Origin of the sequence: Algoriphagus sp. oki45, from assembly GCF_036245605.1 — a bacterium.
GTDB lineage: Bacteria > Bacteroidota > Bacteroidia > Cytophagales > Cyclobacteriaceae > Algoriphagus.
Map to the genome: position 1 here is coordinate 714,551 of NZ_BTPC01000002.1, position 23,683 is coordinate 738,233.

The window sequence follows — 23,683 nt, forward strand, 5'->3', positions numbered from 1 at the left end:
CTTTGTTGCAAATCCTAAGAAAACGATTTATTCCAGGATAATCTGGCTACAATTTTCAATAAAAAAACCGCCTTGAATAATTTCAAAGCGGCTTTTTTAGCTTTCTCACTTTTGCTTTCTAAATTTTTACCAAGTCCTTCCTCCTGAGGGCCTGCCCATCTGCCAAGGCTGCTGAGGGGTCTCGGGCTCCTTGAAATTGCCGATAATGTAGGTGAAAGTCAGCATCCCGTATCGGGTCAGCACGTTGGTGAAGACATCGGTTACTGCCACGTCGGAGACCGTTCGGCTGATGCTGTTGTTCTGATTGAGCAAGTCGAAGATGACCACTTTCAGCTCTGCCTTGTTGTTTTTGGCAAAGCGGTATCCTCCTTCGATATTCCATAACCAAAAGCTTTGATTGAATCCATCAGAAAGCCCTCGGAAAAAGGTATGACCGATGTTGTTACCGACAAAAAGCTTTCCGTTGTTAGGCGAATAGTAGAGTCGGAGGCTGGATTCCTGCTGATAGAAGTTGTTGTCCAAGTCCTGCTGCAGGCTTGAATTCACGATGTTGTAGGTACCGGTGACCTGCAGCGTAAAGTCAAAATTCTTGCTGATGTTTGAGCTGAAAGTCACTCCTTCGCTCAGGGAAAGGTTGTCATTCAGGTTGAGCTCCCCGTTGATAATCCCTGGAATCCGGTTAAAAGCCACCCGGGTGTTGGTGTTGAAATTGGTTTTGACCTTTTTGATTGGAGCCCCATAGGTAAGAAAGAAGGTAGTTCTCCAGTTGCCGTCCAGATTGACCGGCTGGGAAATCTGTCCTCCCGGTCTTAGCAAAACTTCCCCGTTGATTAGTGTGTCCTGAGCGGTGATAAAGGTGCTGTTGCCGATGAAATCACTCGTAGCGGAATAGTTCAAGAACATAAACAGGGTTCGGGATTTTTCCAGATTGATCTTGCTGATGTTGGCGAAGATGTTGTGATTGAAGCTTTGTCCGAGTTCAGGATTACCCACCCTCAGGTTGAGCGGATTTTGATTGTTGACTACGTTTTGAAGCTCAGACACACTGGGTTCATCGGTATCGGTCCGGTAGCGGACTCTCCAGGAAAATCCGGTCTCCCGGTTTCTGAAATTAATGTTTGCGCTGGGCAGGAAGTTGTTGAAATCCCGCTTGAATACTCCGGATTCAGGGAAGAAGGCCTGATTGTCCAAGCGTGCATTTTGGTAGTCCAGATTCAGATTGACACTGTATCCGCCTTTGTTGTAGGCATAGCCGGATCTCAGTCTTTGGGTGATGAATTTGTTGTCAAATTCATTGGAAAGCGCTGTATCCAGCACCGGTCTTCGCTCATCATCAAGGACAAAAGTCTTTTGGTCTGCCCGGGTTTTGTTGTTGCCAATCTGGTAGCCGAAGGTTCCGATGGAGTTTTCTCCCAGTTTTTCTGTAAAGGTCAGATTGATACGATAGTTGAAACCGTCGTTGAGCGCAAAAGTCTCCTGTAGTGTGGTATCCAGCCTGTTCCTTTGAAAATCCCTACTTGCTGCCAAGAGGTCGGAAGTTTGGTCCCGATCGTTCCAGGCAGTGAAAATTTCTGTCGAAAGGGTTCTGCCCGGCTTGTCAAACTTGTATCGATAGGTCAGGTTATTGGAAATATTCAAAGCCTGGGTTTCCGCATTGCTGATCGACCGAAGTGCAGACAGGGAATCTCCCGTGCTAGCTGTAGTCAAGGCATCCCTGTCGCTGAAGGTTTGATTGTTTTGGAAAGAAATGCTGGGAGTCAGGATGATTGAATTTTTCTCATTGATATCTGCTTCAATCCGTGCATTGGCCCGGTGGTTGAAATTATCCACGGTATTAATCAGGCTTTCCTGATAGAATTGGCGGATATCTTCATTCACTACCGTTTCCCGGTTGGTGATTTGCTGAAGGGCATTGGTGGTATTGTTGAAGAAATAGCTTCCGGTGAAGTTGACTTTTTTGCCCCATTTATCAGAGTAGTTGAGGCCTAGGGCATTGGTAGTGACGATTCCACTTTCATTGCCTACGAAGAAGTTATTGTTTCCTCCTCCGCCCCATCGGCCACCACCGCCACCTCCGGGTCTCCTTCCTCCACCTCCGGAGGCATTGGCAGTGACTCCTGCCAGGTCTTGACTGGAGAAGTTTTGCTGGTTGATGTTGTTAAACAAGCCCAAAATTGATAGGCGCTGATCTCCTTTGAATAGGTTGATACTACCTCCTGCGGAGTACCGCTCATCTGTACCATAGCCTCCATAGGCTCTGCCAAAGGATCCGTTTTTCCGGTCTTCTCTCAGAATGATATTGATTGTTTTGGTATAGTTGCCGTCATCAAATCCCGTGAGTCGGCTTTGGTCAGAGCGCTGGTCCAGTACTTCCACTCGGTCGATGGCGTCTGCGGGCAGATTTCTGAGGGCAATACTGGGATCATTCCCGAAAAACTCCCGTCCATCAACCAGAATTCGCTGCACATTTTCGCCTTGTGCCTGCAGCTGTCCACCCTGCATGGTGATGCCGGGCATTTTGCGGATAAGATCTTCGGCTTGGGCATTCTCCTGAGTCTTAAAGGCATTGGCGTTGAAAGAAGTGGTATCGCCTCTTTGTTCTCCCACTACACTGACGCCTTCGATCACTACTTCTCCGAGGACCTTGGCATCTTCGAGAAGAATGAGTTCGCCCAAATCTACCGGATCTCTGAAGGTGTTGACTTGGGAAATGGTTTTGTATCCCAAAAAGGAGATCTCGACCTTTACCTGAGGTACTCTCGGTCTTTCGATCTCGAAGCCCCCATCTGCTCCGGTCACTGTCCCGCGAAGTAGGGAGTCAGTCATCGTTTTGATCAGGACATTGGCCCCGATCATCGGGGTTTTGGCTACTCCGTCAATGACTTTTCCGGTCAATTTTCGGACTTGCTGTGACTGCTCGGCAGGCCGTTGAGCCATGGCTGAAAAATTCAGCAATAAGCTAAAAATCAATAAACTAAGTAAATGTTTTTTTTTCATAGATATGCAAAGTTCTTACTTTGACCTATCTGATGAATGAAAGGTTTAACCCCTTTTTTGACAAAAAATTGGAACGGAAAATCTAGGGGATAAATGGTCGAATTCGCCTATCGAACAGCAGTTTTTGCTTAAGAAATTTTCGACATGATTTCCGGATAGGAAATTCCAAAATGGCTATTTTCGTAAACGGCCGTACCGTCTTTGATCAAAAGGACCTGAGGGCTTTGGTGGGGTACTCCAAAAAAGTCTTCAATCTGATCGGAAAGGTTTCGATACGCAATCAAATCTAAAAAGAAAGGCTCTACTTTTTCCTTGTCCTCCTCCTTCCAGTTACGAAGCAGGCGGTCAAGAGACATGCTGCTGATCGAGCATCGGGTGCTGTGTTTGAAAATCAGCACAGGCTTTTCAAAGCTCAGGGCCTTGATTTCCTCTAATTGTGAGGGAATGGTAAGTTTATTCCAATTCATTTTCTCTCAATCCTTACTTTTGGGGCAATTCTTGCTGGATAAATTTAGTTCCATTTGGATAAAACAGATGATAAGATTGAGCAAAACGCGTGAATTTTTAGGATTTTTTCTGGGGATACTATGGGTAATTTCCGGCTGCAAAAGTTTGGACCCCACTGCTACCCCTCCATCTCCGGCAGTACCCAATGCGTATTCCCGTGTCAATGTCCCCTTGGAGATTCCTTTTGAAACGCTGAGTCAGTTGGTCAATCAACGGATTCCTCCGGTTTTGTTTGCGGAGGAAGGCTTGGATTTGGGTAGCGGTGTTCTGGGAGATTTGAGTTTTTCCCGAGATGGTTGGATTCAGGTGAGAGGAGTGGATTCTTCCCGATTGGAGTTGACCGTGCCCCTGAAAGTCACCGGAGAGGTGGGCCTTAAGCCGGGAGGACTTAGGAACCTTTTTCAGAATAAAATACCGATCAATCAGTCTATGAGCCCTGTTTTTCAGGTCGATCCCCAAGTGTTCCCCAATTGGGCTTTGGGTGTTTCGGGTTTTGAATTACTGGATTTGGGAGGGAAAATGGCACTCAATATCATGGGTTTGGAACTGGATTTGACCAACCTCATCCAAAAAGAGGTCAGTGCTTTTGCTTCTGAAAAGCTAGTGGGGAAGAAGGATCTTTTGCAGCTGAAGCCGATCGTGGATCAAGCCTGGAGTGAGGCAGGGAAGCCTGTATTTGTGGATTTGTTGGGAAAGGAGATGGCCTTTTCTATCCAGCCCGATTCCATCAAAATCCATGAAAAAGTCGATGCAGAGCGGGGGTATCAGCTATTTCTTGGGCTTAGCGGGAAGGTCAATCCTCATCCGGCCGCTGCAGCGCCTTCCAGGGCATTTCCTTTGCCCCCTCTTTCTGAAAATTCGAGGGAGGACAATTTCCTTGAAATTAGGGTCCCTTTCTTTTTGAGCTATGCTGAACTGAATGAGCTACTGGATAGCAATTTTGAAAATCAGCGCATCCGGATCAGCAAATCGGCCTACTTTATCCCGAGTCATTTCCAGACTCAAGCCTTTGGTGAGAAGTTGGGGATTTGGATGGATTTTGTGGCAGTGGAAAAAGGGGATAAAGAAATCACAGGAAGGCTCTTTTTGGTAGGAAAGCCGGATTTTGACCCAGGGGAAAAGGCGTTGATCTTTCGGGATGTGGATTTCTATCTGGAAAGTGAAAGCGGGAAGGCAAAGCTGGGAGCGAAGCTAAAAAGAGGAAAAATAATCCGTCAGCTTAATTCCAAAATGAGATTCCCTCTGGAAGAAACATTTGCCATGGGTCTTGCAGGAATCGAGAATCGACTGGGATTGCAAACTCCAATTGCGGATTTGAAAGTGGTGGGTTTGGAGATGGTGCCTGAGGGATTTTATCCGGGCAAGCTCGGGTTGAGCATCCATCTCATGGCTACCGGTGAGGTAGAAGTTCGCTGGAAGTAGCTAGCGGATGAGTTTGGAAAAGGTGTCAATCCCCTTTTTTTCTGCCAAAATCAATAATTTCTGAAGTAACTGAGCGGTCAAAAATGCATCTCCCGAAGCCGTATGTCTATCGTCGGTCTCAATTCTAAACCGTTGACAAAGGCTGTCCAGGCTGTAATCCTCAGCTTTGATCTGCGAATAATCTGCCAATGGACCATGGTCTAGCCTCATGCAAAGGCTTAGCGTATCCAGCACAGGATTGGGGAATTGGCCAAGTCCAAAGGGTCGATAGACTTGAAGTAGCATCTCCAAGTCAAATTGAACATGGTGGCCTACCAAAATTGAGTTTCCAATAATTCGGATGGATTTTTCCGCAAATTCTTCAGGCGAAAGGGCTTTTTCGTCTCCCAAAATCCCATGAATCCTCACCGATTGGCTGACCGGAGACTTTTGCTTTAGGCGGAGTTCAACACTTTCCGAAACCTGAATTTTTCTGTTTTTGATTTTCACCGCACCGAAAGAGATCAGCTGATCTTTTTTTAGGTCAAAGCCTGTCGTTTCAGTGTCCAAGACCACAAATTCCAGTTGATCGAGGGTTCTGATCCCCGGAATTTTCTGTGCATTTCTCTCCAGATATTCCTTTATGAAATCCGGTTTTTTCGGTTCACTTTGCCAAAATTTCCACCCACTCATCTTCGGAAGTAGTCAAGCTGAAAGCGGATTTCGACGATCTGCTGAAGCTCAGCAATGGGAGAAAAGGTGTTTTTCAGCAATTGCCTTTGCAGTTTGCCAAGAGTTTTAGGGTTTAAAAACCGTCCATTGTTGCCTTGCTGCAGTCCTTCAAGGGCGCGCATGCGCATAAGGATTTCGTAGGCGGTTCCTGCCTGAGTGAAGAGATCGGTGTAGTTGGGTTCCAATTCAGCGAGCTTTTCGAATCGATGAAAAGTATTGTTGATCCCGACTACCTCATGACTGAGGATAAGAAGACGGGCCAGGTCAGTCAGAGGCATCATAGCCCGGGTTTTGATGTCAAACTGATCCCGATGTTCACCTGATTTTTCCACCACAAAATCCTTGAAGAATCCTAGTGGAGGAGGTGTATTGAGTGCATTTTGACCCAGGAAACTCAAGAAAGATTTGTGCTTTCGGATTTCTTGGAAGATATGCTGAGAAAGCTCTTCTGCCAGCGATGGATTCCCCGTGACGGCGCGGAAATCAAAGAAAATGGAGGATTTGAGTAGGGCTTCCGGGGTAGGGGTCACGATCCACTGACTGAAGTAGGACTTCCAAATCGAAAGAGGCTGAACCCAGTCCGGATTGTTGGCCATGATTTTTGCCGGGCAGGGCTCAAATCCACAGGCCAGCAAGGCTTCGATCACCGATTCGCCCAATCGAAGGAAGTAAGATTTTGCTTTTTCCTGAAACTCTTTTGGGACGTCCTCGAAGACGATGGCATTGTCCAAGTCTGTTCTGAGGAGCTGCTCTTCTCTTCCTTCGCTTCCCAGAGAAAGGAAGGTGAATTTGATTTCTGGCAAATCCGGAAACTCAGTTTTCAGCTGTTGTTGAGACCATTTCACCGCCTTTTTAATGATTACATCGTTGATCTCGGTCATCACAGAAGCCACGAATTCCATCGCCACTTCATTTTCCAGATAATACTTCAGCATGGCCTCAGCCCTATCACGAATCCCACGCATCTCTGAAACTTCCTTGGCATTGATCAGTGCGTGGATGAGGATAGCGGGGCTGTTGCCCATGGACAGGAAGATATCATGGTCAGAAATCAATCCCTTCACTTCGGATTGGTCCGTCCCATCTTCGGTGAGCACGAGATGGTGAAGCTGATTTCGTATCATGGTCAGGTAGAGGTTAGAAAAATTCTCCTTCCTCTTTCTGGTGATTACAGGACTGGTCATGATGTCTTGAATAGGGCTAGCCGGATCCAGATTTTTGGCTAAAACCCGGGTCCGCAAGTCCTTGTCCGTCACGATTCCTAAGGGATTCAGATCAGGAGAGCAAACCACAATACTGCTCACCTGGGCTTCTGTCATCCGCATAGCGGCTTCGCTGATGGTCAATTCCGGTGCGCAGGTGAGGATATTTTCGCTGATCTTCAAAGAGGACTCGTCGCTGAAAATCAGCAGAGAATGATCATTGGAGGGAGAGCGAAGTTCATTTCTCGCCTTTTGACCTTGGGAAAGATCCTGCCTGACCACTACCTGTCCTGCTGCAAATCCGGCGGCAAAGAATAGGGCTACCTTGCCGTTTTTTTCCAGAATTTTTTCAAAAATCGAAACCGGAATCGCGTAGACTAGACTGTTTTCGGTGATTTTGGCGGTCAGCAAATAAGGTCTTTTGCCCAAAAGTGCCAAAACCCCAAAGACATCCCCCTCATCGCACACTTCCCGGATTTCTTCTCCTGTAGTAGTGGACTCGACCAAGTGGATGGTCCCTTCTTTCAGGACATAAAAGTTGGGTCGGGCAGGTTCTCCTTGATGGAAGAAAATCCGATCCTTTTCCAGGTAATGAATTTCAACCTGTCCAGCCACAAGAAAAAGCTCCTCCTTTTCCAAAAATGAAAAAGGAGGGAATCTTTTGAGAAATTCTGCGACTCGGTTGACAATGACATTCATAGTAGAGGCAAGAGGCTAGATGGAAGAATCACGAGGTAAGATGCTAGACAAAAGACATTAGAATGAAGATTAAAGTGTTATGTTCAGTTTTTACTTGGCACTTTTTTTCTTTTTCATTTAATCCTTTTGAGCAGAACCTAAATCTGCTTTTGAGCTTTTCCAAAGTTTCAAACTTTGGAAAAGCTTCGGCAGTCAGTTCTTCCAAGGTCTAGCGTCTTGTGTCTCGAGTCTAAAATCTATTTTTATTTTCTTCCTTCAATGATTTTCTCAACCACTTCCGGATCGAGCAAGGTAGAGGTATCTCCCATGGAATCAAGCGCGCCTTCGGCTACTTTTCTCAGGATTCGACGCATGATTTTCCCTGATCTGGTCTTTGGCAAACCAGGTACGATCTGAATTTTATCCGGCTTGGCAATCGGACCGATGATTTTGGATACCGTATCCTTGATTTCGTTGACCAAGTTGTCCTCGGTTCGGTTTTTCATGTCGCAAATGACATAGGCGTAGATACCTTGGCCTTTTACTTCATGAGGATAGCCTACCACCGCTGATTCGATAACCAATGGATGCTCATTGATGGCATTTTCCACCTCAGCAGTTCCCATTCGGTGGCCGGAAACATTGATCACATCATCTACTCTACCCAAGATTCGGTAGTATCCATCGTGGTCCCGCTTCACTCCGTCTCCGGTGAAGTACATGTTTTTGTAGGTGGAAAAATAGGTCTGTCGGCATCGCTCATGATCCCCATAAGTGGTTCGGATCATAGAAGGCCAGGGAAATTTGACACAAAGATTACCTTCCACCCCGTTGCCAGTCAGTTCATTTCCTTCACTGTCCACGATGCAAAGCTGTATTCCGGGGAGAGGCAAAGTCGCATAAGCTGGCTTGGTGGGAGTGATACCTGCCAAAGGGGAAACCATAATCCCGCCCGTTTCGGTCTGCCACCAAGTATCCACAATCGGGCATTTTCCCTTTCCGATATGCGTATGATACCAGTGCCAGGCTTCCTCGTTGATTGGCTCCCCGACGGAGCCCAGGACTTTCAGTGAGCTCAGATCATAACCTTCAATCGGTTCGGTACCAAAGGCCTGCAGCGCCCGGATGGCAGTCGGGGCAGTGTAAAACTGATTGACCTTGTGCTTTTCCACTATAGCCCAGAAGCGTCCCGCATCCGGATAGGTAGGGACTCCTTCAAACATTACCGTGGTAGCCCCGGCCAACAGCGGTCCATAGACGATGTAGGAGTGTCCTGTAATCCAGCCGATATCAGCCGTGCACCAATACACGTCTCCAGGGGAGTATTGGAAGACATTTTCGAAAGAGTATTTGGTATAGACCATGTAGCCTGCGGTGGTGTGGACCACTCCTTTAGGCTTACCGGTGGATCCTGAGGTATAAAGGATAAAGAGCATGTCCTCGGCATCCATTACTTCGGCTTTGTTGGTAGAAGAAACTCCCTCTATGACCTCGTGCCACCAATAGTCCCTTCCTGCAGTCATGACGACTTCCTGCTGGGTTCTTTGGTAGACGATGACCGTTTCTACCGGAGCTTTTTCCAAAGCCTCATCCACGACAGCCTTGACGGAAATTTTTTTATTCCCACGGAAATTCCCGTCGGAAGTCAGGACAGCTTTTGCCTTGCAGTCCAAGATTCGATCAGCCAGAGAAGTGCTGGAAAATCCCGCAAAAACTACCGAGTGGATAGCTCCGATTCGGGCACAGGCAAGCATAGCTACCGCCGCTTCCGGGACCATGGGCATGTAGATGATGACCCGGTCACCCTTTTGGATTCCTTTGGCCTTGAGTGCATTGGCAAATTTTCCCACTTCCTCATACAGCTCACGGTAGGTAATGGTTCGGCTGGCTTCATTGGGATCATTGGGTTCCCAGATGATGGCGGGAGTATCTTCCAAGGTGAAAAGCTGTTTTTCGAAGATATTTTCTGTGATATTCAATTTGCCTCCTTCAAACCAGCGGATATCAGGATCCTGGAAGTTCCATTTCAGGGTTTTGGTCCAGCGTTTTCTCCAGAAAAATGAGTCCGCGATTCGAGCCCAGAATTCTTCAGGCTGGGCTATGCTTTTTTGGTATTCATATAGATACCCGCTCAGGGTGTGCAGTCTATCGCTCATGGTTACTGTATTTTGGATTTATGGTTAGTTTACTAATTCTTTTACTTTGGATACAATTTCCTTGGTAGAAAAAGGCTTGGTGAGGTAAAGGTCTGCACCTAGGCTGAGCCCTTTTTCTTTGTCCTTGGCTTTTCCCTTCGCAGTCAGGAAAATAACCTTGATCTGAGGGTATTCTTTTTTGATATAAGCGCATACTTCATAGCCATCTACCAAAGGCATCATGATGTCCAGCAGGACCAAATTGGGCTGATGCTCCTGAACCAAGGCCATGGCTTCTTCGCCATTTCTGCCGATAAAAACCTCATAGCCCTCTTTTTTGAACAAAAAGTCAAGGGACAAGAGGATGTTGGGCTCATCATCTACAATCAAAATCTTACTCATGGGCTACTTGGTTTTGAGGTACTTTGAACGAGGTTTCCAGGGGGATTTCCATCCAAAATCTTGTTTTCCCCTTCTTGCTTTCCAGTCTAAGCTGTCCTCCATGGTATTCGGCAATTTTCTTTGAAATCGCCAATCCCAAACCGGAGCCGACAGGCTTTTTGGAAGTTTGGTTTTTGGCCTGGAAAAACTTGTCGAAAACAAAGGGCTGATCCTCCTCGGGGATGCCCAGACCATCATCCAATACTTCTACAATCACTTGGTCGGCAGATTCAAATACGGAAAGTCTGACCTCAGACTTGGCAAATTTTGCGGCATTGGACAAGAGATTGAGAATGACCTGCTTGATGCGGTCTTCATCCAGAAAGAGCGTGTTTTGGGAAGTGGAGATCCGTGAAATCAGTCGGATATTTTTGTCCGAAAATACCTGAGCCATACTGGAAATGGAGCTTTCGACGAGCTCGGAAAGGGATACCCGTTCGAAATTGAGTTTTTGCCTACCTGAATCAAATCTCTCCAAATCCAATACCTGATCGATCAGTCTTGTCATCCGGTCTGTTTCGTCAATGATGATCTGCAAAAATCTTTTTTTATCCTCCTCCTGTATGCTTTCATCCTGGAGAATCTCAGAAAATGCCCGGATGGAGGTGATGGGAGTCTTCATCTCATGCGTGACGGTAGAGATAAATTCATCTTTAAGCATATCGGATATTTTTAAGGCTTCGTTGGCCTCCTGAAGATTTTCGGAGGCTTTTTGGAGGGCTTTGGATTTGGACTTTAATTCTAGATTTAGGTTTTTCAGTTCTTGTGTTTCACGGAGAATTCCCATGACCTCCTCCATGCTGATTTCTTCCTCATTGACGATGGATTCGATCATGATTCGGGCCGCAGCCGAGCCTATGTGCCCGGAAAGTAAGCGCTGGCAGTAGTTGACCAGTTCTGGGTCGGCCCAGCGTCTTTCATTGGCCGGAATCCCCTTGGATTGGAAGAATTTTTCCATTGCTTTTTGGGCTTTTTTCTTTCCCAAAAAGGTCTCGAGCAGATTTTGTAATGCTTCCTGAGTGGCCTGTCCTCTCCAGATGGTGGATCGGTCTGGATTGTCTCCCAATTTGAAAATATCGACAAAAATCAAAGCCTGATTATGCTCTCTTGAGGTCTGATGAGTAAAAAGGGATACTCCGGCATAAATCAGTGTGTTGAAGAATACACTGAAAAAGAAAGCATGAGTGATCGAACTCATCCCTTCCATTCCAAAAAGTGAGGTAGGTTTTAGCCATACAATTCCAAACAAACCCTGAGACAATACCGATGGGTCCCAATATCCGTTTTGGATTAAAATAGGCAGGATCAAAGTGAAAAACCAAACCAAAATACCTGTCCACAAGCCCAGTATTGCGCCGAGTTTGGAGCCGTTTTTCCAGTAAATCCCTCCCAAAATGGAAGGAGCCAGCTGTGCCACCGCAACAAAGGAAATGAGTCCGGTGGAGACCAAGGTGGCGTTATTTCCCAGTTTTCTGAAATAGAAATAAGCCAGCAGGATGATGGATAGGATAATACCTCGTCGAGTCCATGCCAAAATCTGTGGAAGGCGGGTGCGAAGTCGATCCTGAAGTCTCCGATTGGATACCAGAATAGGCATGATCAGATTGTTGCTCAGCATGGTGCTGAGGGAAATGGTAGAGACAATGATCATGGAGGTAGCTGCTGCAAACCCTCCCAAATATCCCAACAGGGCCAATCCATGCGCATTCTTGGACATAGGAATAGCCAGGAGGAAGGTGTCGGGATTGACCGTCCCGGAAGGGAAAAGCAGGAGGCCTGCCAATGCAATGGGAAGAACAAACAAATTGATCAAAATGAGATAGAGCGGAAAAAGCCACATGGCGGTATCAATGTGTTTTTCGGAGGTATTTTCAATTACAGCCATGTGAAATTGTCTTGGCAAAAACATCACCGCAACCATGGATAGGAGACCCAGCCAGAACCAATCCGATACTGCATCCCCATTCAGTACGAATAGTCTGTCCAGTCCAGCTGCACTTGCCTGGGTGAATAGATCCCCAAGTCCGTCAAAAAGGAAGAACGTTATGAAAATCCCTATGGCAAGAAAGGCCAATAATTTAAAAACGGATTCAAAGGTGACAGCCATGACCAAACCTTCATGCCTTAGTGTGGCATCGAGATTTCTGGTCCCAAAGAATATGGTAAAACCAGCCAAGCCCAAGGCTACATAAAATGCCGTGTCGTTCCAGAAATTAAAGTCGCTTTGAGAAAATTCGGCAAGGTTCAGTACTTCGAGCGAGTTTTCAATCCCTTTGATCTGAATAGAGATATAGGGTAAGATTCCGATGATGCAGAAAATGCTAACCAAGATTCCCAAATGAGCCGATTTGCCGTATCGGGAAGAGATAAAGTCGGCAATGGAGGTGATCTTGAGGGCTTTGGAAATCCGGATGGTTTTCCGCAGGATGATCCACCAAAGAGGAGCAATCAGGCAAGGGCCGATATAGATAGTCAGGAACTCCAATCCGTTGGTAGAGGCCCGGCCTACTGATCCGAAGTAGGTCCAAGCTGTACAATAAACCGCCAGCGAAAGCGCATAGACCCAAGGGTGTGCACTTCGGGATTTTCCTTTGGCAGCTTCTCGCTCGGTATACCAAGCCAATGCGATCAATAATCCCAAATAGCAAAAAGTGGCCGCTATGATCCACTCTCTACTCAGCATCGGAGGATTTGTTGAATTTTTTCACAGTAAAAAAAGTCAAACCAGTCAAAACCAAAAGCCAAAGGAAAATAAACAAGAAGGAAGCTGGAATTCCCGCAATGCTTTTAGGGGTATTGTAAAGCAGGAGAATGGGGTAGTTCAACAGAGCAAAACCCAAAATAAATACAAAAATCAAAGCTTGCTTTTTCATCTTTGGCTGAGGTAGAAACCCAATTTATAGTTTTTAGGTGGGGAAGAAAAGGAGCGGAAGTAGTCTGTCCCGCTCCTTTTGTTCATTAATGATCATGAGCAGCTCCCGCTCCTCTTGGGATTCGAATTTCCTGTACCATGTCTTGCACCGATTGAGGTGGTGCGGGGGTAAACTTCGACACCACAATACAGACGAGCAGATTCAGTATCATGCCTACTGATCCGATCCCCTCGGGGGAAATTCCAAACCACCAATGCTCAGCGGTATTGATTTCGGGGCTGATAAATTTGAAGAAAATAATGTAGGCCAAGGTAAATACCAAGCCAACAATCATCCCTGAGATAGCGCCTTCTTTATTGATCCTGCTGGAAAATATCCCCATAATAATCACAGGGAAGAAGGAAGCGGCAGCCAATCCAAAGGCGAATGCCACCACTTGGGCTACAAATCCGGGAGGGTTTACACCAAAGTATCCTGCCAAAATCACCGCACCTGCGGCAGCGATTCTTGCAATTCTCAGCTCTTTTTTCTCGGAAATCTCGGGTTTGAAGGTCTTGAAAAGATCTCTGGAAACTGAGGTGGAAATAACCAACAAAAGCCCCGCAGCGGTGGATAAGGCTGCCGCCATAGCTCCCGCAGCCACTAGCCCCACGACCCAGTTGGGCAATTGGGCGATCTCAGGGCTAGCCAAGACCATGATGTCCCGGTCTATAGTTAGTTCGTTGGTGGAGGGATCTGCTACATACTGTACTTTTCCATCTCCGTTTTTGTCTTCTACTTGAATGAGGTCGGTCTTTTGCCATGTTGAAATCCAGGCTGGAAGTTCGCTGATGTTTTTCTCCGAAGTGGAATTGATGGCATTGTAGATGCCAAACGCCGCTACTGCAGGAGCAGTGGTGTAAAGAATGGCTATGAAAACCAAAGCATATCCAGCCGAAAGTCGAGCATCTTTTACTTTTGGCACGGTAAAAAACCGAACGATGACGTGGGGAAGACCTGCAGTACCCACCATCAGGGCCAAGGTGATCATGAAGATATCCGTCATGCCTTTTCTTCCTGATGTGTATTCCGCAAAGCCCAGCTCGGTCAGTACTCCATCCAGTTTTTCTAGAAGTGGAGTGCCATCAGCCAAGGATCCCCCCAATCCCAATTGGGGAATTGGATTGCCTGTCAGCTGCATGGAGATGAAGATAGCAGGGACCATATAGGCAAAGATCAACACACAGTATTGTGCCACCTGAGTGTAGGTGATTCCTTTCATGCCACCCAATACTGCGTAGAAAAACACAATACACATCCCTATCACTACCCCCCACTCAATGGGTACTTCGAGATATCTGGAGAAAACGATCCCCACCCCACGCATTTGTCCTGCCACATAGGTGAAGGAAATGAACAGAGCACAGATAACAGCAACGATTTTGGCGGTCTTTGAATAATAGCGGTCTCCTACAAAATCAGGGACAGTAAATTTTCCGAATTTTCTCAGATAAGGTGCCAATAGCAAAGCAAGCAAAACATATCCTCCAGTCCATCCCATGAGGTAGACCGAGCCGTCATAGCCGGCAAAGGAAATAATCCCCGCCATGGAGATAAATGAGGCGGCTGACATCCAGTCCGCTGCTGTGGCCATGCCGTTGGCAAGAGGAGATACTCCCCCTCCGGCTACGTAGAATTCTTTGGTGGAGCCTGCCCGAGTCCAAATAGCGATCCCGATGTAGAGTGCGAATGTGGCTCCGACAAGTATATAAGTCCAGGTTAAAATGTCCATTTCTTGGTGTGTTTAGTGTGGGGATTAATCTTCGTTTACGTCGAATTCTTTGTCCAGCTTGTTCATCCGCCATACATAGACGAAGATCAGGATAACAAAAACATAGATGGAGCCTTGTTGGGCAAACCAGAATCCGAGTTTGTATCCACCCAGATAGATGGAATTGAGTGGTTCGACGAGTAATACACCGAATCCGAAGGAGACCAAAAACCAGATTAGAAGCAGGACCGTCAACGTCTGAAGGTTCTTTTTCCAATAGGCTTTCATTTTTTGTGATTGGTTTGACATGGTGGTTTTGGGTTTAGAGAAATATTTGTGTTTGAAGGATAAATTCACCGGCTGAGCCAGTTTTCATGAAATTTTCGAATAATGGCCTTTGGCTGTATTGGAAGGTAATCTTTGCCTGGTGTCCGTTGATGTAGTAGTTCATCCCAAGATCATACTGCAGGCTGGAATCTTGGTGAAATTCAAAGTCTTTGTAGGTGAGGGCCACAAAGGGCTGAAGTCTGCCTTTGTCTTTCAGAATATTGCTAGGTAATAGGAGTCCATGAAGGGTATAAAAAATCGATCCTGTACCAATGGTAGGCTGAGCATTTCCGGGACCATTTTGGGTTGTCCCTGCTCCAAATCCCACATTCATGATTCCGATGTTTCTGAGATAATTTGGCCCAAAATCATAGGAATACCAGACCGCATAGGAGGTGAGAGCTAGCCCGTTGGGTGAAAGCGGCATGTCCAGAAATGCGTCCAAACCATACAATCGGGTATCGTGCATTTTTACTTGCCCTGAAGCGTCCTTTGAGGAAGTAGATTCCGGGTGAAAATACCATCCTGCACCCAGATTAAAGACTTTTTTGGTGCCAAGGTATGAGCCGACGAAGTAGGGAAGCTTATTGCTTTCTTTGTCCAAAAATTCAAAAGATAAATATCCTTGGGTAGCCCAATTATCTGTAGCAAGATTGAAGGCGATTTCCCTCTGATTTACTTCGTCATATCTTCCTCCGGCTCCTGCGGCAAAGGGTTTGTTAAGGGCTACCCGATAGTTGATTTTACTCAGGTTGCCTTTGGCATAGAATCCAAACTGCCGGGCAAATTGATCCGTCAACTCAATGTTTGGCCAGTTGAAAATCGGAGCGTCCACAGCCATAAAATTGAGTGTGGAGTGAGAAGAAAACCTGGAAATCCCGTTCCAATAGTGAAGTCCCGCACCTGCGTAGAGCCAATCTGAAATTTTGTATTCAGTCCAGACATCATGCATAAACATCTGGGGCTTCTTTGAGGAGCTGAGCGCGATACTGCCTGTTCCCGTATCTGGATTCACCGCAACAGGGAAGGTTCCCCCATTTCCTGTGGTTCCTCCGGCTGGAGCCCCACCATTGGCAAAGGTTTGATTATTGATCCCAAAATGGGTTAAAATCAGGAACCGTGGGGAAACTTGGGCCACTGCCAAGACTCTGGCCCGACGAATGCCAATATCAGTAATAGTCCCCGAAGGATTGCCCTGAATATCCAAAGTGCCAGGGTTGGGCTGGGTAGCATGTGCCCAAATCTGGTTCCAAATGATGAATCGGACGTATTTGGAACCATCCTCACTCATTTTCAGAGTCAAGGGCTTGTAGGAATGATCAATGGGTGGGTCTTGGTTTTTGTCCCCTTGAGCATATGAATGACCTGAGATTCCCCAAAGGAAAAGGAGAATTCCTGTGATTATTTTGGGTTTCATAGTTTTGGGTTATTGTTCTTGACTAGGAAGTCGGGCCCGAACAACAGGAGCTAATATGAAAAGTCTGATTATCAATGGAAAAATTGAGCTATATTTTTGTTAAAAAAGTATAGTAATCCGAATTTAATTTGATTTAGAATTTTTTGAATCTCTCCCAGCGGATGACCATGTACTTGTCACCCAACTCGGTGATCATCATGCCCATGCCCTTTATTTGATCTTTGGAGCTCAAATATTTGATCAATTCTTCATGAGAATAGACCTGGTAGCTGGGGCGGTAGTTGTAGTTCTCCGGGCTTTTGATTCCATACTGTTTGATCCAATTGTGGACTGAGACGTGGCTGATTCCCAGGATTCTCTCTATTTCTCTCAATGAAACACCTTCCAGATGGAGTTGCATGGCCTTGATCACGTAGTAGGAGTCGATGGATTTGCCCTTTTTATTTACCGAAAAGTGATATCCGCATTCTTTGCATTTATAGCGCTGACGGTTATTTACGGCACCACTTCGGATGATTTGGTTGCCTTGGCATTTGGGGCACTGGGTTTCCATCTTAATGCAGAATTTGATTTACTATATCAATTTAGCATAAATATATTTATTTAGCATAGTTCTTTATAAAAATCAAATTTGAGTTAAAAAACAAAATAAAATTTGGATTTATTCTCCATTCGCTAAGCAAATAACCAATGGTTCTTATTTTGAGGAAAATCTTTTTTTTTAAGAAAAAGTCAGGACTTTCCTATCTAGGTTCTCTAGAAAAAACACGATAAAGACCGGATCAAATGAGGTATTCTGACACCATTGCCAGACCGGCTGCAAGAAAGGTTACCAAAAGCTTATTGAGCTGGAATTTGTGATGCGGGCTGCTTTCAAAAAAGATGGTGGTCGAAATGTGCAAAAACCCTCCTGTCACCAGTCCATACAAAATGGAGATTCCTTCCTTGGAAAGTAGGCCGTTACTGATGAACCAAGAGCTGAAAAACATACCCAAAGGGGAAGCAAGCGCAAATATCGCCAGCAAGATTATTGTCCATCGCTTACTCAAGGAAGCTGAAAGAACAGCTGCTAGGGCAAATGCTGCTGGACCCTTGTGCATGATGATTCCAAGGAGTACAGATTGATTACTGTGGTTGTGCCCGACCAATTCATGTCCATCTCCCCCAATCACCGCTCCATGGGAAAGTAAGGTTCCCTCCAGAAATGCATGGATAAACAAGCCCAGCATCAGAGTCAAAACTCCTTTAGAAGTCTCAGAAGTGTGCTTGTGGATATGTCCATGCTCCACACCTGAGGACCAAAATTCCAGAACCTGCTGCAGCAAAAACCCGATCAGGATAAATAAGCCCATTCTGCCGTGGGAAAGCCCTTCTGAGAACAATTCGGGGAGGATGTGCAATACGGTAATTGAAAAAAGATAAGACCCGGCAAATACCAGCACCAACTTAAAATACCGCTCTCTGAAAACCGGAGAAAAGAAAACTACCAAGCCGGAGGCTATGGCAGTCAAGAAGAGTAGCAGAAAGTTTAAAATCATCGATTGGTGTGCCTAGACCTCTTTTTCAGAAGTCTTGCCGGTGATAACGAGCACAAAGGTAAAAAAATTCAATAATGTTGCATTTATTCTTTATTGGATTGGAAAAGAGAGGAAAGGTTGGATTTCAGGGCTAGCATAGATTTTTAGCAGACTTCCTTTTTCACTATGGATCAAAATCATTTCCAGCTCAGTATCCAAAGAGTCCATTTTCATCGCTTCCCTTGGTCCCAAGATCATGAGAACTTCAGCCAAGGCATCCGCTTTTTTGCTTTCTGAAGTAATGGCCCAAGCTGCTAGTAGACCATGTCGTACCGGCAGGCCTGTTCTTGGATCTAGGGTAAAACTGATTCGGGTGGAATCTCTGACATAAAACTCCTCCCAATTACCCGCGGGTGAGATGGTTTTGTTTTCCAAAGCCAAGACTCCCTCATTAGCTTCTCCTGTAGACAGGTCAGGATATCTAATTCCTGCCTTCCAGAGTTCACCACGTTCGTTCTGACCATTGGCGCGGATTTGCCCTCCGATTTGAATCCAATAATCAGAGATTCCCAGCTTTTCCAAATAATTTCCAACTCCCTCGATTGCCCATCCTAAGGCGGAAGGATTGAAATCCAGCAGAGTGCCTGGATTGGATTTGTGGATCAAGGTATCTGAAACGTTCAACTTTTGGATACCCACTGAAGGCATCACGAAGGCGATCTCAGTGCTGTCTTTTCGAAAAGGCCCGTTTTTACTGAATTCCCAAAGATTTTCCAAAGGCTTTTGGGTGGGTTCAAATGCTCCAAAAGTTTTGGAATTGAGGTCTTTTGAAAAAACGAGCATGTCAAGAAAATCAGCTGATGGGCTTGCCAAGGAATCGTTCAAATTAAACCGATTTACCTCGGAGTTAACCTCATAGGATGAAAAAGCTAGTGTAATCCTGCTGAAAATGGAATCAATTTTTGATTGGAAATTTTCATTCCTGTTGGTTTTGAATTTGACTTGGTAGGAAGCTCCCATGGTCTGCCCGGACAGGGTGACCCATCCTGAAAGAGGCGATTCATTTTGGCTTTCGGTTGGGCTGACATCTCTGTTTCGATAGAGATATACCGCGCCTATCAAAACAACAAGAACCAAGGAGTAGATCAGATTTTTTCTGGAATTGGAAACCATAGCTGGTAAAGTTTGCTTCAAATTTAGTCCAATTTTTAGCAATGGTATGAATTCCAGAGCCGCTTAGGCATTGGCTTTTGTCTATATTTGTTGAGTATCAATCACACCATGAGAGAAGATTACCTGAGAGGAGACGAAGAGAATTTGAGTCCCAAAGACCGGGAGTTTGAGCGTGCTTTGCGGCCGCTGAGCTTCGAGGATTTTACCGGGCAGGCCAAAATAGTGGAGAATCTCCGGGTTTTTGTCCATGCTGCCAAAAAGCGGAATGAGCCTTTGGATCATGTGCTTTTGCATGGCCCTCCCGGCTTGGGCAAAACTACCTTAAGTAATATCATTGCCAATGAGCTGCAGGCAGGAATCAAGATTACCTCTGGACCGGTATTGGACAAGCCTTCCGACTTGGCGGGTTTGCTGACCAATCTGGAAGAGGGCGATGTGCTTTTTATCGATGAGATTCACCGGCTCAATCCCGTGGTGGAGGAATACCTCTATTCGGCTATGGAGGATTTCCGGATCGATATCATGCTGGACAGTGGGCCCAATGCCCGGTCTGTGCAGATTTCCCTGAGTCCATTTACCCTGATCGGCGCTACTACGCGCTCCGGATTACTTACTTCGCCTCTTCGGGCAAGATTTGGGATCAATTCCAGGCTTGAGTACTACGATGCCAAGTTGCTTACGGATATTGTGACTCGTTCGGCCAGTATTTTACAAACACCTATTGATGAGCTGGCGGCTTTTGAAATAGCCCGCAGGAGCAGGGGCACGCCGAGAATTGCTAATATGTTGCTACGTCGTACGCGTGACTTTGCAGAAGTCAAAGGCAATGGGACGATCACTCTGGATATTGCCAAGTTTGCCTTGAATGCCTTGGACGTGGATGAAAACGGGCTGGACGAAATGGACAACCGGATCCTTTTGACCATTATCGAAAAGTTTAAAGGAGGTCCCGTAGGCTTGGGGACCATTGCCACGGCCTGCGGAGAGGAAGCCGAGACTATTGAGGAAGTGTATGAGCCGTTTCTGATTCAGGAAGGGTATATGAAGCGAACCTCCCGGGGAAGGATGGCTACGGAATTGGCTTATAAACATTTGAAAATTAAGCCGAATGGTGCCAGCGGAACTTTGTTTGATCTATAAAGAAAAAGGCGGTGATTACACCGCCTTTGCTGTTTCCATCTGATTGATTATGTCCTCGTAGTCGAGTTTATTCCAGTTTTCGGTGATCAGCGGGTCTGCCATCACCTTGTTCATGATGGCTTCCTGCAGCTTCCCCTGTGCATACGCTTCTGAATAACTCATGTCGGAGAAAGTCACCATAGTGTAGAGAGGAATCCACTCTTTCGGGTACAAATCATGGAGCTTGGCTTCGATTTTTTTGCGAAGCAAAAACTTAGGATCGGCCACACTGTCCCGCATTTCGATAAAATTCTCCATTGCCAGCTGGCAAATGGCATCGGTATCCGGCTTGCGTTTTTTCTGGAATTTCTCAAAAACCAGGTTCCAGGCACTGTCTCCGTACTTTTCGATCAGTTCATTGAGAATAAAACAGTCTTCAAATCCACAGTTCATACCTTGTCCATAGAATGGCACCATTGCGTGTGAAGCATCTCCGATAAGCAGGGAATTGCCCTGTACCCAAGGATAGCATTCAATATTGATCAAAGCCGAGGTTGGATTGCGGAAAAACTCCTGCTTCAGATCCGGCATCAGGTGGTAGGCATCGTCAAAATAGTTTCGGAAGATGCTTTCCAAATCCCGGTCGTCCTGAATTTTGTCAAAGCAGACTTTGGTTCCCTCAAAAGGAAGGAAAAGTGTACAAGTAAAAGACTTGTCCGGATTGGGCAAAGCAATCAGCATAAACTTTCCTCTCGGCCAGATATGCAAGGCATTGGGATCCATGGCAAATTCTCCATCAGCAGTCGCCGGTATGGTCAGTTCTTTGTAGCCGTGAGAAATGTATTCCTGTTTGTAATTGAATCGAATCTGACGAATCATAGACATCCTCAGGGCGGAATAGGCTCCATCAGCACCAAAAATTACCTGCGGCTCTAGTTTCTTTTCTCCCTCGGGGGATTCAAAGGTAATCTGACCGCTTCGGAAATCGACTTGTTGGCAGAGATGCTCAAAGTGCATATTAGCTCCGAGGCGCTCAGCTTCTTCGACTAAAAGTTGATTGAATTTTCCTCTGGAAATGGAATAAATGGCCTGATCTGCTTTTCCGTAGGGGATAAAGGTCGTGCCTCCGTGTTCGTCATGGATTTTTCGACCATACATGGGAATGGCCAAAGGAAGAACTTGCTCTTTAAGTCCTACTTTTTCAAGACTTTTCCAGCCTCTGTAGCTCAGCGCCATATTGATACTCCGTCCGCCTTCAAAGTACTTGGTCTTGCGGGTATCCGGCCTTTTATCGTATACAGACACATCCAGGCCTTGACGCTTCAGGTATATCGCCAAAAGGCTACCGATCAGTCCGGCGCCTAGAATGGTCACATTGTTGTTTTTCATGAATTTGGTATTGAACCGCTTCTATTAAGCGAATTTCTCCAAGGATTGTTCCAAAATCTTCGCGAAGCGGTACACATCCAAGAAGCTGTTGTACAAAGGAGTAGGGGCCAGACGGATTACATTGGGGTTTCTCCAGTCTCCTACCACACCGTGCTTGTAAAACTCATCGAAGACGGCTTTTCCACCCCGATGAATCAGCAAAGATAGCTGGCAACCTCTTTCTGCAGGATTTTTGGGCGTAATAATTTCCAAAACCCCTGATTTTCCGCTGATTTGCTCGATCAGAAACTCTAGATAGCCCGTGAGCTTTTCACTCTTTTTTCGGAGATTTTCCATGCCTGCTTCCTGGAAAATATCCAATGAAGCCTGATGAGCTGCCAAAGCCAAGACATTTGAATTGGCGAGCTGCCAGCCATCGGCACCATACATGGGTACAAAGCCCTTTTCCATTTTGAAGCGCTCGCCCTCATCGTGTCCCCACCATCCGGCAAACCGGGGTAAATCCGGACGCTCGGCATATTTTTCATGGACAAAAATCCCCGAAACATTGCCTGGTCCTGAGTTCATGTACTTGTAACTGCACCAAGTGGCGAAGTCGACCTCCCAATCATGAAGTTTCAAAATGGCATTCCCAGCCGCATGAGCCAGATCAAATCCGGCCACGGCGCCTACTTCATGTGCGGCTTCAGTGATGGCTTGGAGGTCAAAAAGCTGTCCGGTGTAGTATTGGATTCCGGCCATATTAACCATGGCTAGAGAGTTTCCCTGCTTTCGGATTTCTTCTAAAATATCATCTGTCCTCAGAGTATGCTCTCCCGGTCTTGGGTTGATTTCCACCAAGGCGTCAGCAGGATCCAATCCATGAAATTTGATCTGGGTTTCCAGCATGTATTGGTCAGAAGGGAAGGCTCCAGCTTCGACGATGATTTTGTACCGCTCTTTTGTCGGACGATAAAAAGAAACCATGAGCAGGTGAAGATTGACCGATAGGTTGTTCATCGCCACGACCTCATGCTCCTGGGCGCCGAGGATATCGGCGAGCGCGGGTTTAGACTTTTTCCGAACATGATACCAAGCATCTTCCCCGTGAAAATGCCCATCCACTGCCAAATCTGCCCAGTTGCTCAAATCTTTTCCCAAATAATCCTGAACCGATTTGGGTTGAAGGCCAAGAGAGTTGCCACAGAAATAAATCGCTTCTTTTCCGTCTACTTTAGGAAAATGAAATCGGGATCGGAAATGGGCCAAGGTGTCTAGGGCATCCATTTCTTGGGCAAAGGCTTCGGTGTATTGGTATGGAGTGTCAGTCATAGTCGGTTGATTAGGTTGCAAGGTTATAAAGTGGCGAAGTGGAGGATTCCTAAAAGGCAAACTTTACCACCTTCCTACTTTACCACTTTTCAACTTTTCAACTTTTATTTTTCCATCACAGTCCCGCAGCTTTTACAGGTCCTCAGATCTTGGTTGGACCAAAAGCGTTCCATAATCGGAGGCAGTTGGGTGACGATGTCGGTCAGCTCGACGTATTCTTCATGGAGGAGATTGCCGCAGTTTTCGCAGTGCCAGAGGAAACCGTCTTTTTCTCCTGGTCTTCGGTATCGCTCCATCACCAAGCCTACCGTATTGGCCGGTCTGCGGGGAGAATGAGGCACTTTAGGAGGCAAAAGGAAGATTTCTCCTTCTTTGATCTCAATGTCTTTAGGCTTCCCGTCTTCAATGATTTTGAGCACGATATCTCCCTCCAACTGGTAGAAAAACTCCTCTCCTTCGTCGTAGTGGTAGTCTTTTCTGGAGTTGGGCCCCCCAACCACCATGACAATAAAGTCATCGTTGCCTTTGTACACTTGCTGATTGCCTACCGGAGGCTTGAGCAAATGCCGGTTTTCGTCGATCCACTTTTTGAAATTGAAGGGTTTTGCTACAGCCATTTTTTGATGGATTTGAATTAGGATAAACTCAAAGATAGGTATTGAATACAAATGCAGCGGCGAGATAGTTTTGGAAAAGCGCTTCCATTGGAAAAAG

At 46.1% G+C, this 23,683-nt stretch carries 19 protein-coding genes; 2 read left to right on the forward strand and 17 right to left on the reverse strand.

What is annotated here, in order from left to right; translation table 11 throughout:
• Positions 1-126 precede the first annotated feature (126 nt).
• Entirely contained in the window at positions 127-2,997 is a 2,871-nt protein-coding gene (locus tag AAA942_RS12610; RefSeq protein ID WP_338220632.1) for an outer membrane beta-barrel protein, read from the reverse strand.
• Positions 2,998-3,125: 128 nt separating this feature from the next.
• Positions 3,126-3,464 carry a bacillithiol system redox-active protein YtxJ gene (gene ytxJ / locus AAA942_RS12615; RefSeq protein WP_338220633.1) on the reverse strand — a complete coding sequence of 113 codons (339 nt, stop codon included), beginning with the start codon at positions 3,462-3,464 and terminating at the stop codon, positions 3,126-3,128.
• A gap of 76 nt (positions 3,465-3,540) precedes the next feature.
• On the opposite strand from ytxJ, the gene AAA942_RS12620 reads away from it, so the two are divergent.
• Positions 3,541-4,926: a DUF4403 family protein gene (locus AAA942_RS12620; protein WP_338220634.1), complete on the forward strand. Its 1,386-nt coding sequence runs from the start codon at positions 3,541-3,543 to the stop codon at positions 4,924-4,926.
• Here AAA942_RS12620 and AAA942_RS12625 read toward each other — a convergent pair whose 3' ends face one another.
• From AAA942_RS12625 to AAA942_RS12680, 12 genes are all read right to left on the reverse strand, one after another.
• The gene (locus tag AAA942_RS12625) at positions 4,927-5,598 is read right to left on the reverse strand and encodes a 3'-5' exonuclease (RefSeq protein ID WP_338220635.1); all 672 of its coding nucleotides are present in this window, start codon (positions 5,596-5,598) and stop codon (positions 4,927-4,929) included.
• Positions 5,595-7,538 carry a DUF294 nucleotidyltransferase-like domain-containing protein gene (locus tag AAA942_RS12630; RefSeq protein ID WP_338220636.1) on the reverse strand — a complete coding sequence of 648 codons (1,944 nt, stop codon included), beginning with the start codon at positions 7,536-7,538 and terminating at the stop codon, positions 5,595-5,597. The genes AAA942_RS12625 and AAA942_RS12630 overlap by 4 nt, the downstream gene beginning before the upstream one ends.
• 242 nt (positions 7,539-7,780) lie before the next feature.
• Positions 7,781-9,673: an acetate--CoA ligase gene (gene acs, locus AAA942_RS12635; RefSeq protein ID WP_338220637.1), complete on the reverse strand. Its 1,893-nt coding sequence runs from the start codon at positions 9,671-9,673 to the stop codon at positions 7,781-7,783.
• Between the two features lie 24 nt (positions 9,674-9,697).
• Complete coding sequence (locus AAA942_RS12640; RefSeq protein WP_338220638.1) at positions 9,698-10,054, reverse strand: response regulator transcription factor; 357 nt, start codon at positions 10,052-10,054, stop codon at positions 9,698-9,700.
• Complete coding sequence (locus tag AAA942_RS12645; RefSeq protein WP_338220639.1) at positions 10,047-12,776, reverse strand: sensor histidine kinase; 2,730 nt, start codon at positions 12,774-12,776, stop codon at positions 10,047-10,049. The genes AAA942_RS12640 and AAA942_RS12645 overlap by 8 nt, the downstream gene beginning before the upstream one ends.
• Positions 12,766-12,966, reverse strand: coding sequence for a hypothetical protein (locus tag AAA942_RS12650; RefSeq protein ID WP_338220640.1), 201 nt, complete (start codon positions 12,964-12,966; stop codon positions 12,766-12,768). Before AAA942_RS12650 ends, AAA942_RS12645 begins: the two co-directional genes overlap by 11 nt.
• Positions 12,967-13,051: 85 nt before the next feature.
• Complete coding sequence (locus AAA942_RS12655) at positions 13,052-14,737, reverse strand: sodium:solute symporter family protein (protein ID WP_338220641.1); 1,686 nt, start codon at positions 14,735-14,737, stop codon at positions 13,052-13,054.
• A 24-nt stretch (positions 14,738-14,761) separates the two neighbouring features.
• Positions 14,762-15,025, reverse strand: a complete 264-nt coding sequence (locus tag AAA942_RS12660) for a DUF4212 domain-containing protein (RefSeq protein WP_338220642.1) — start codon at positions 15,023-15,025, stop codon at positions 14,762-14,764.
• A 13-nt stretch (positions 15,026-15,038) separates the two neighbouring features.
• A complete protein-coding gene (locus AAA942_RS12665) occupies positions 15,039-16,460 on the reverse strand; it encodes a porin (protein WP_338220643.1) in 1,422 nt (473 codons plus the stop codon).
• A 133-nt stretch (positions 16,461-16,593) separates the two neighbouring features.
• Complete coding sequence (locus AAA942_RS12670) at positions 16,594-17,013, reverse strand: IS1/IS1595 family N-terminal zinc-binding domain-containing protein (protein ID WP_338220644.1); 420 nt, start codon at positions 17,011-17,013, stop codon at positions 16,594-16,596.
• A 229-nt stretch (positions 17,014-17,242) separates the two neighbouring features.
• Positions 17,243-17,998, reverse strand: coding sequence for a ZIP family metal transporter (locus AAA942_RS12675; RefSeq protein WP_338220645.1), 756 nt, complete (start codon positions 17,996-17,998; stop codon positions 17,243-17,245).
• Between the two features lie 90 nt (positions 17,999-18,088).
• On the reverse strand, positions 18,089-19,150 hold the full coding sequence (locus tag AAA942_RS12680) for an FAD:protein FMN transferase (protein ID WP_338220646.1): 1,062 nt from the start codon (positions 19,148-19,150) through the stop codon (positions 18,089-18,091).
• 108 nt (positions 19,151-19,258) lie between these two features.
• Between AAA942_RS12680 and ruvB the strand changes: the two genes are divergently transcribed.
• Positions 19,259-20,290, forward strand: coding sequence for a Holliday junction branch migration DNA helicase RuvB (gene ruvB, locus AAA942_RS12685; RefSeq protein WP_338220647.1), 1,032 nt, complete (start codon positions 19,259-19,261; stop codon positions 20,288-20,290).
• 15 nt (positions 20,291-20,305) lie between these two features.
• Here the strand turns inward: ruvB and AAA942_RS12690 are convergent, their stop codons facing one another.
• From AAA942_RS12690 to AAA942_RS12700, 3 genes are all read right to left on the reverse strand, one after another.
• Complete coding sequence (locus AAA942_RS12690) at positions 20,306-21,658, reverse strand: FAD-dependent oxidoreductase (protein WP_338220648.1); 1,353 nt, start codon at positions 21,656-21,658, stop codon at positions 20,306-20,308.
• A gap of 24 nt (positions 21,659-21,682) precedes the next feature.
• Positions 21,683-22,969, reverse strand: a complete 1,287-nt coding sequence (gene kynU, locus AAA942_RS12695) for a kynureninase (RefSeq protein WP_338220649.1) — start codon at positions 22,967-22,969, stop codon at positions 21,683-21,685.
• 104 nt (positions 22,970-23,073) lie between these two features.
• Positions 23,074-23,586: a 3-hydroxyanthranilate 3,4-dioxygenase gene (locus AAA942_RS12700; protein WP_338220650.1), complete on the reverse strand. Its 513-nt coding sequence runs from the start codon at positions 23,584-23,586 to the stop codon at positions 23,074-23,076.
• Positions 23,587-23,683: the final 97 nt, after the last annotated feature.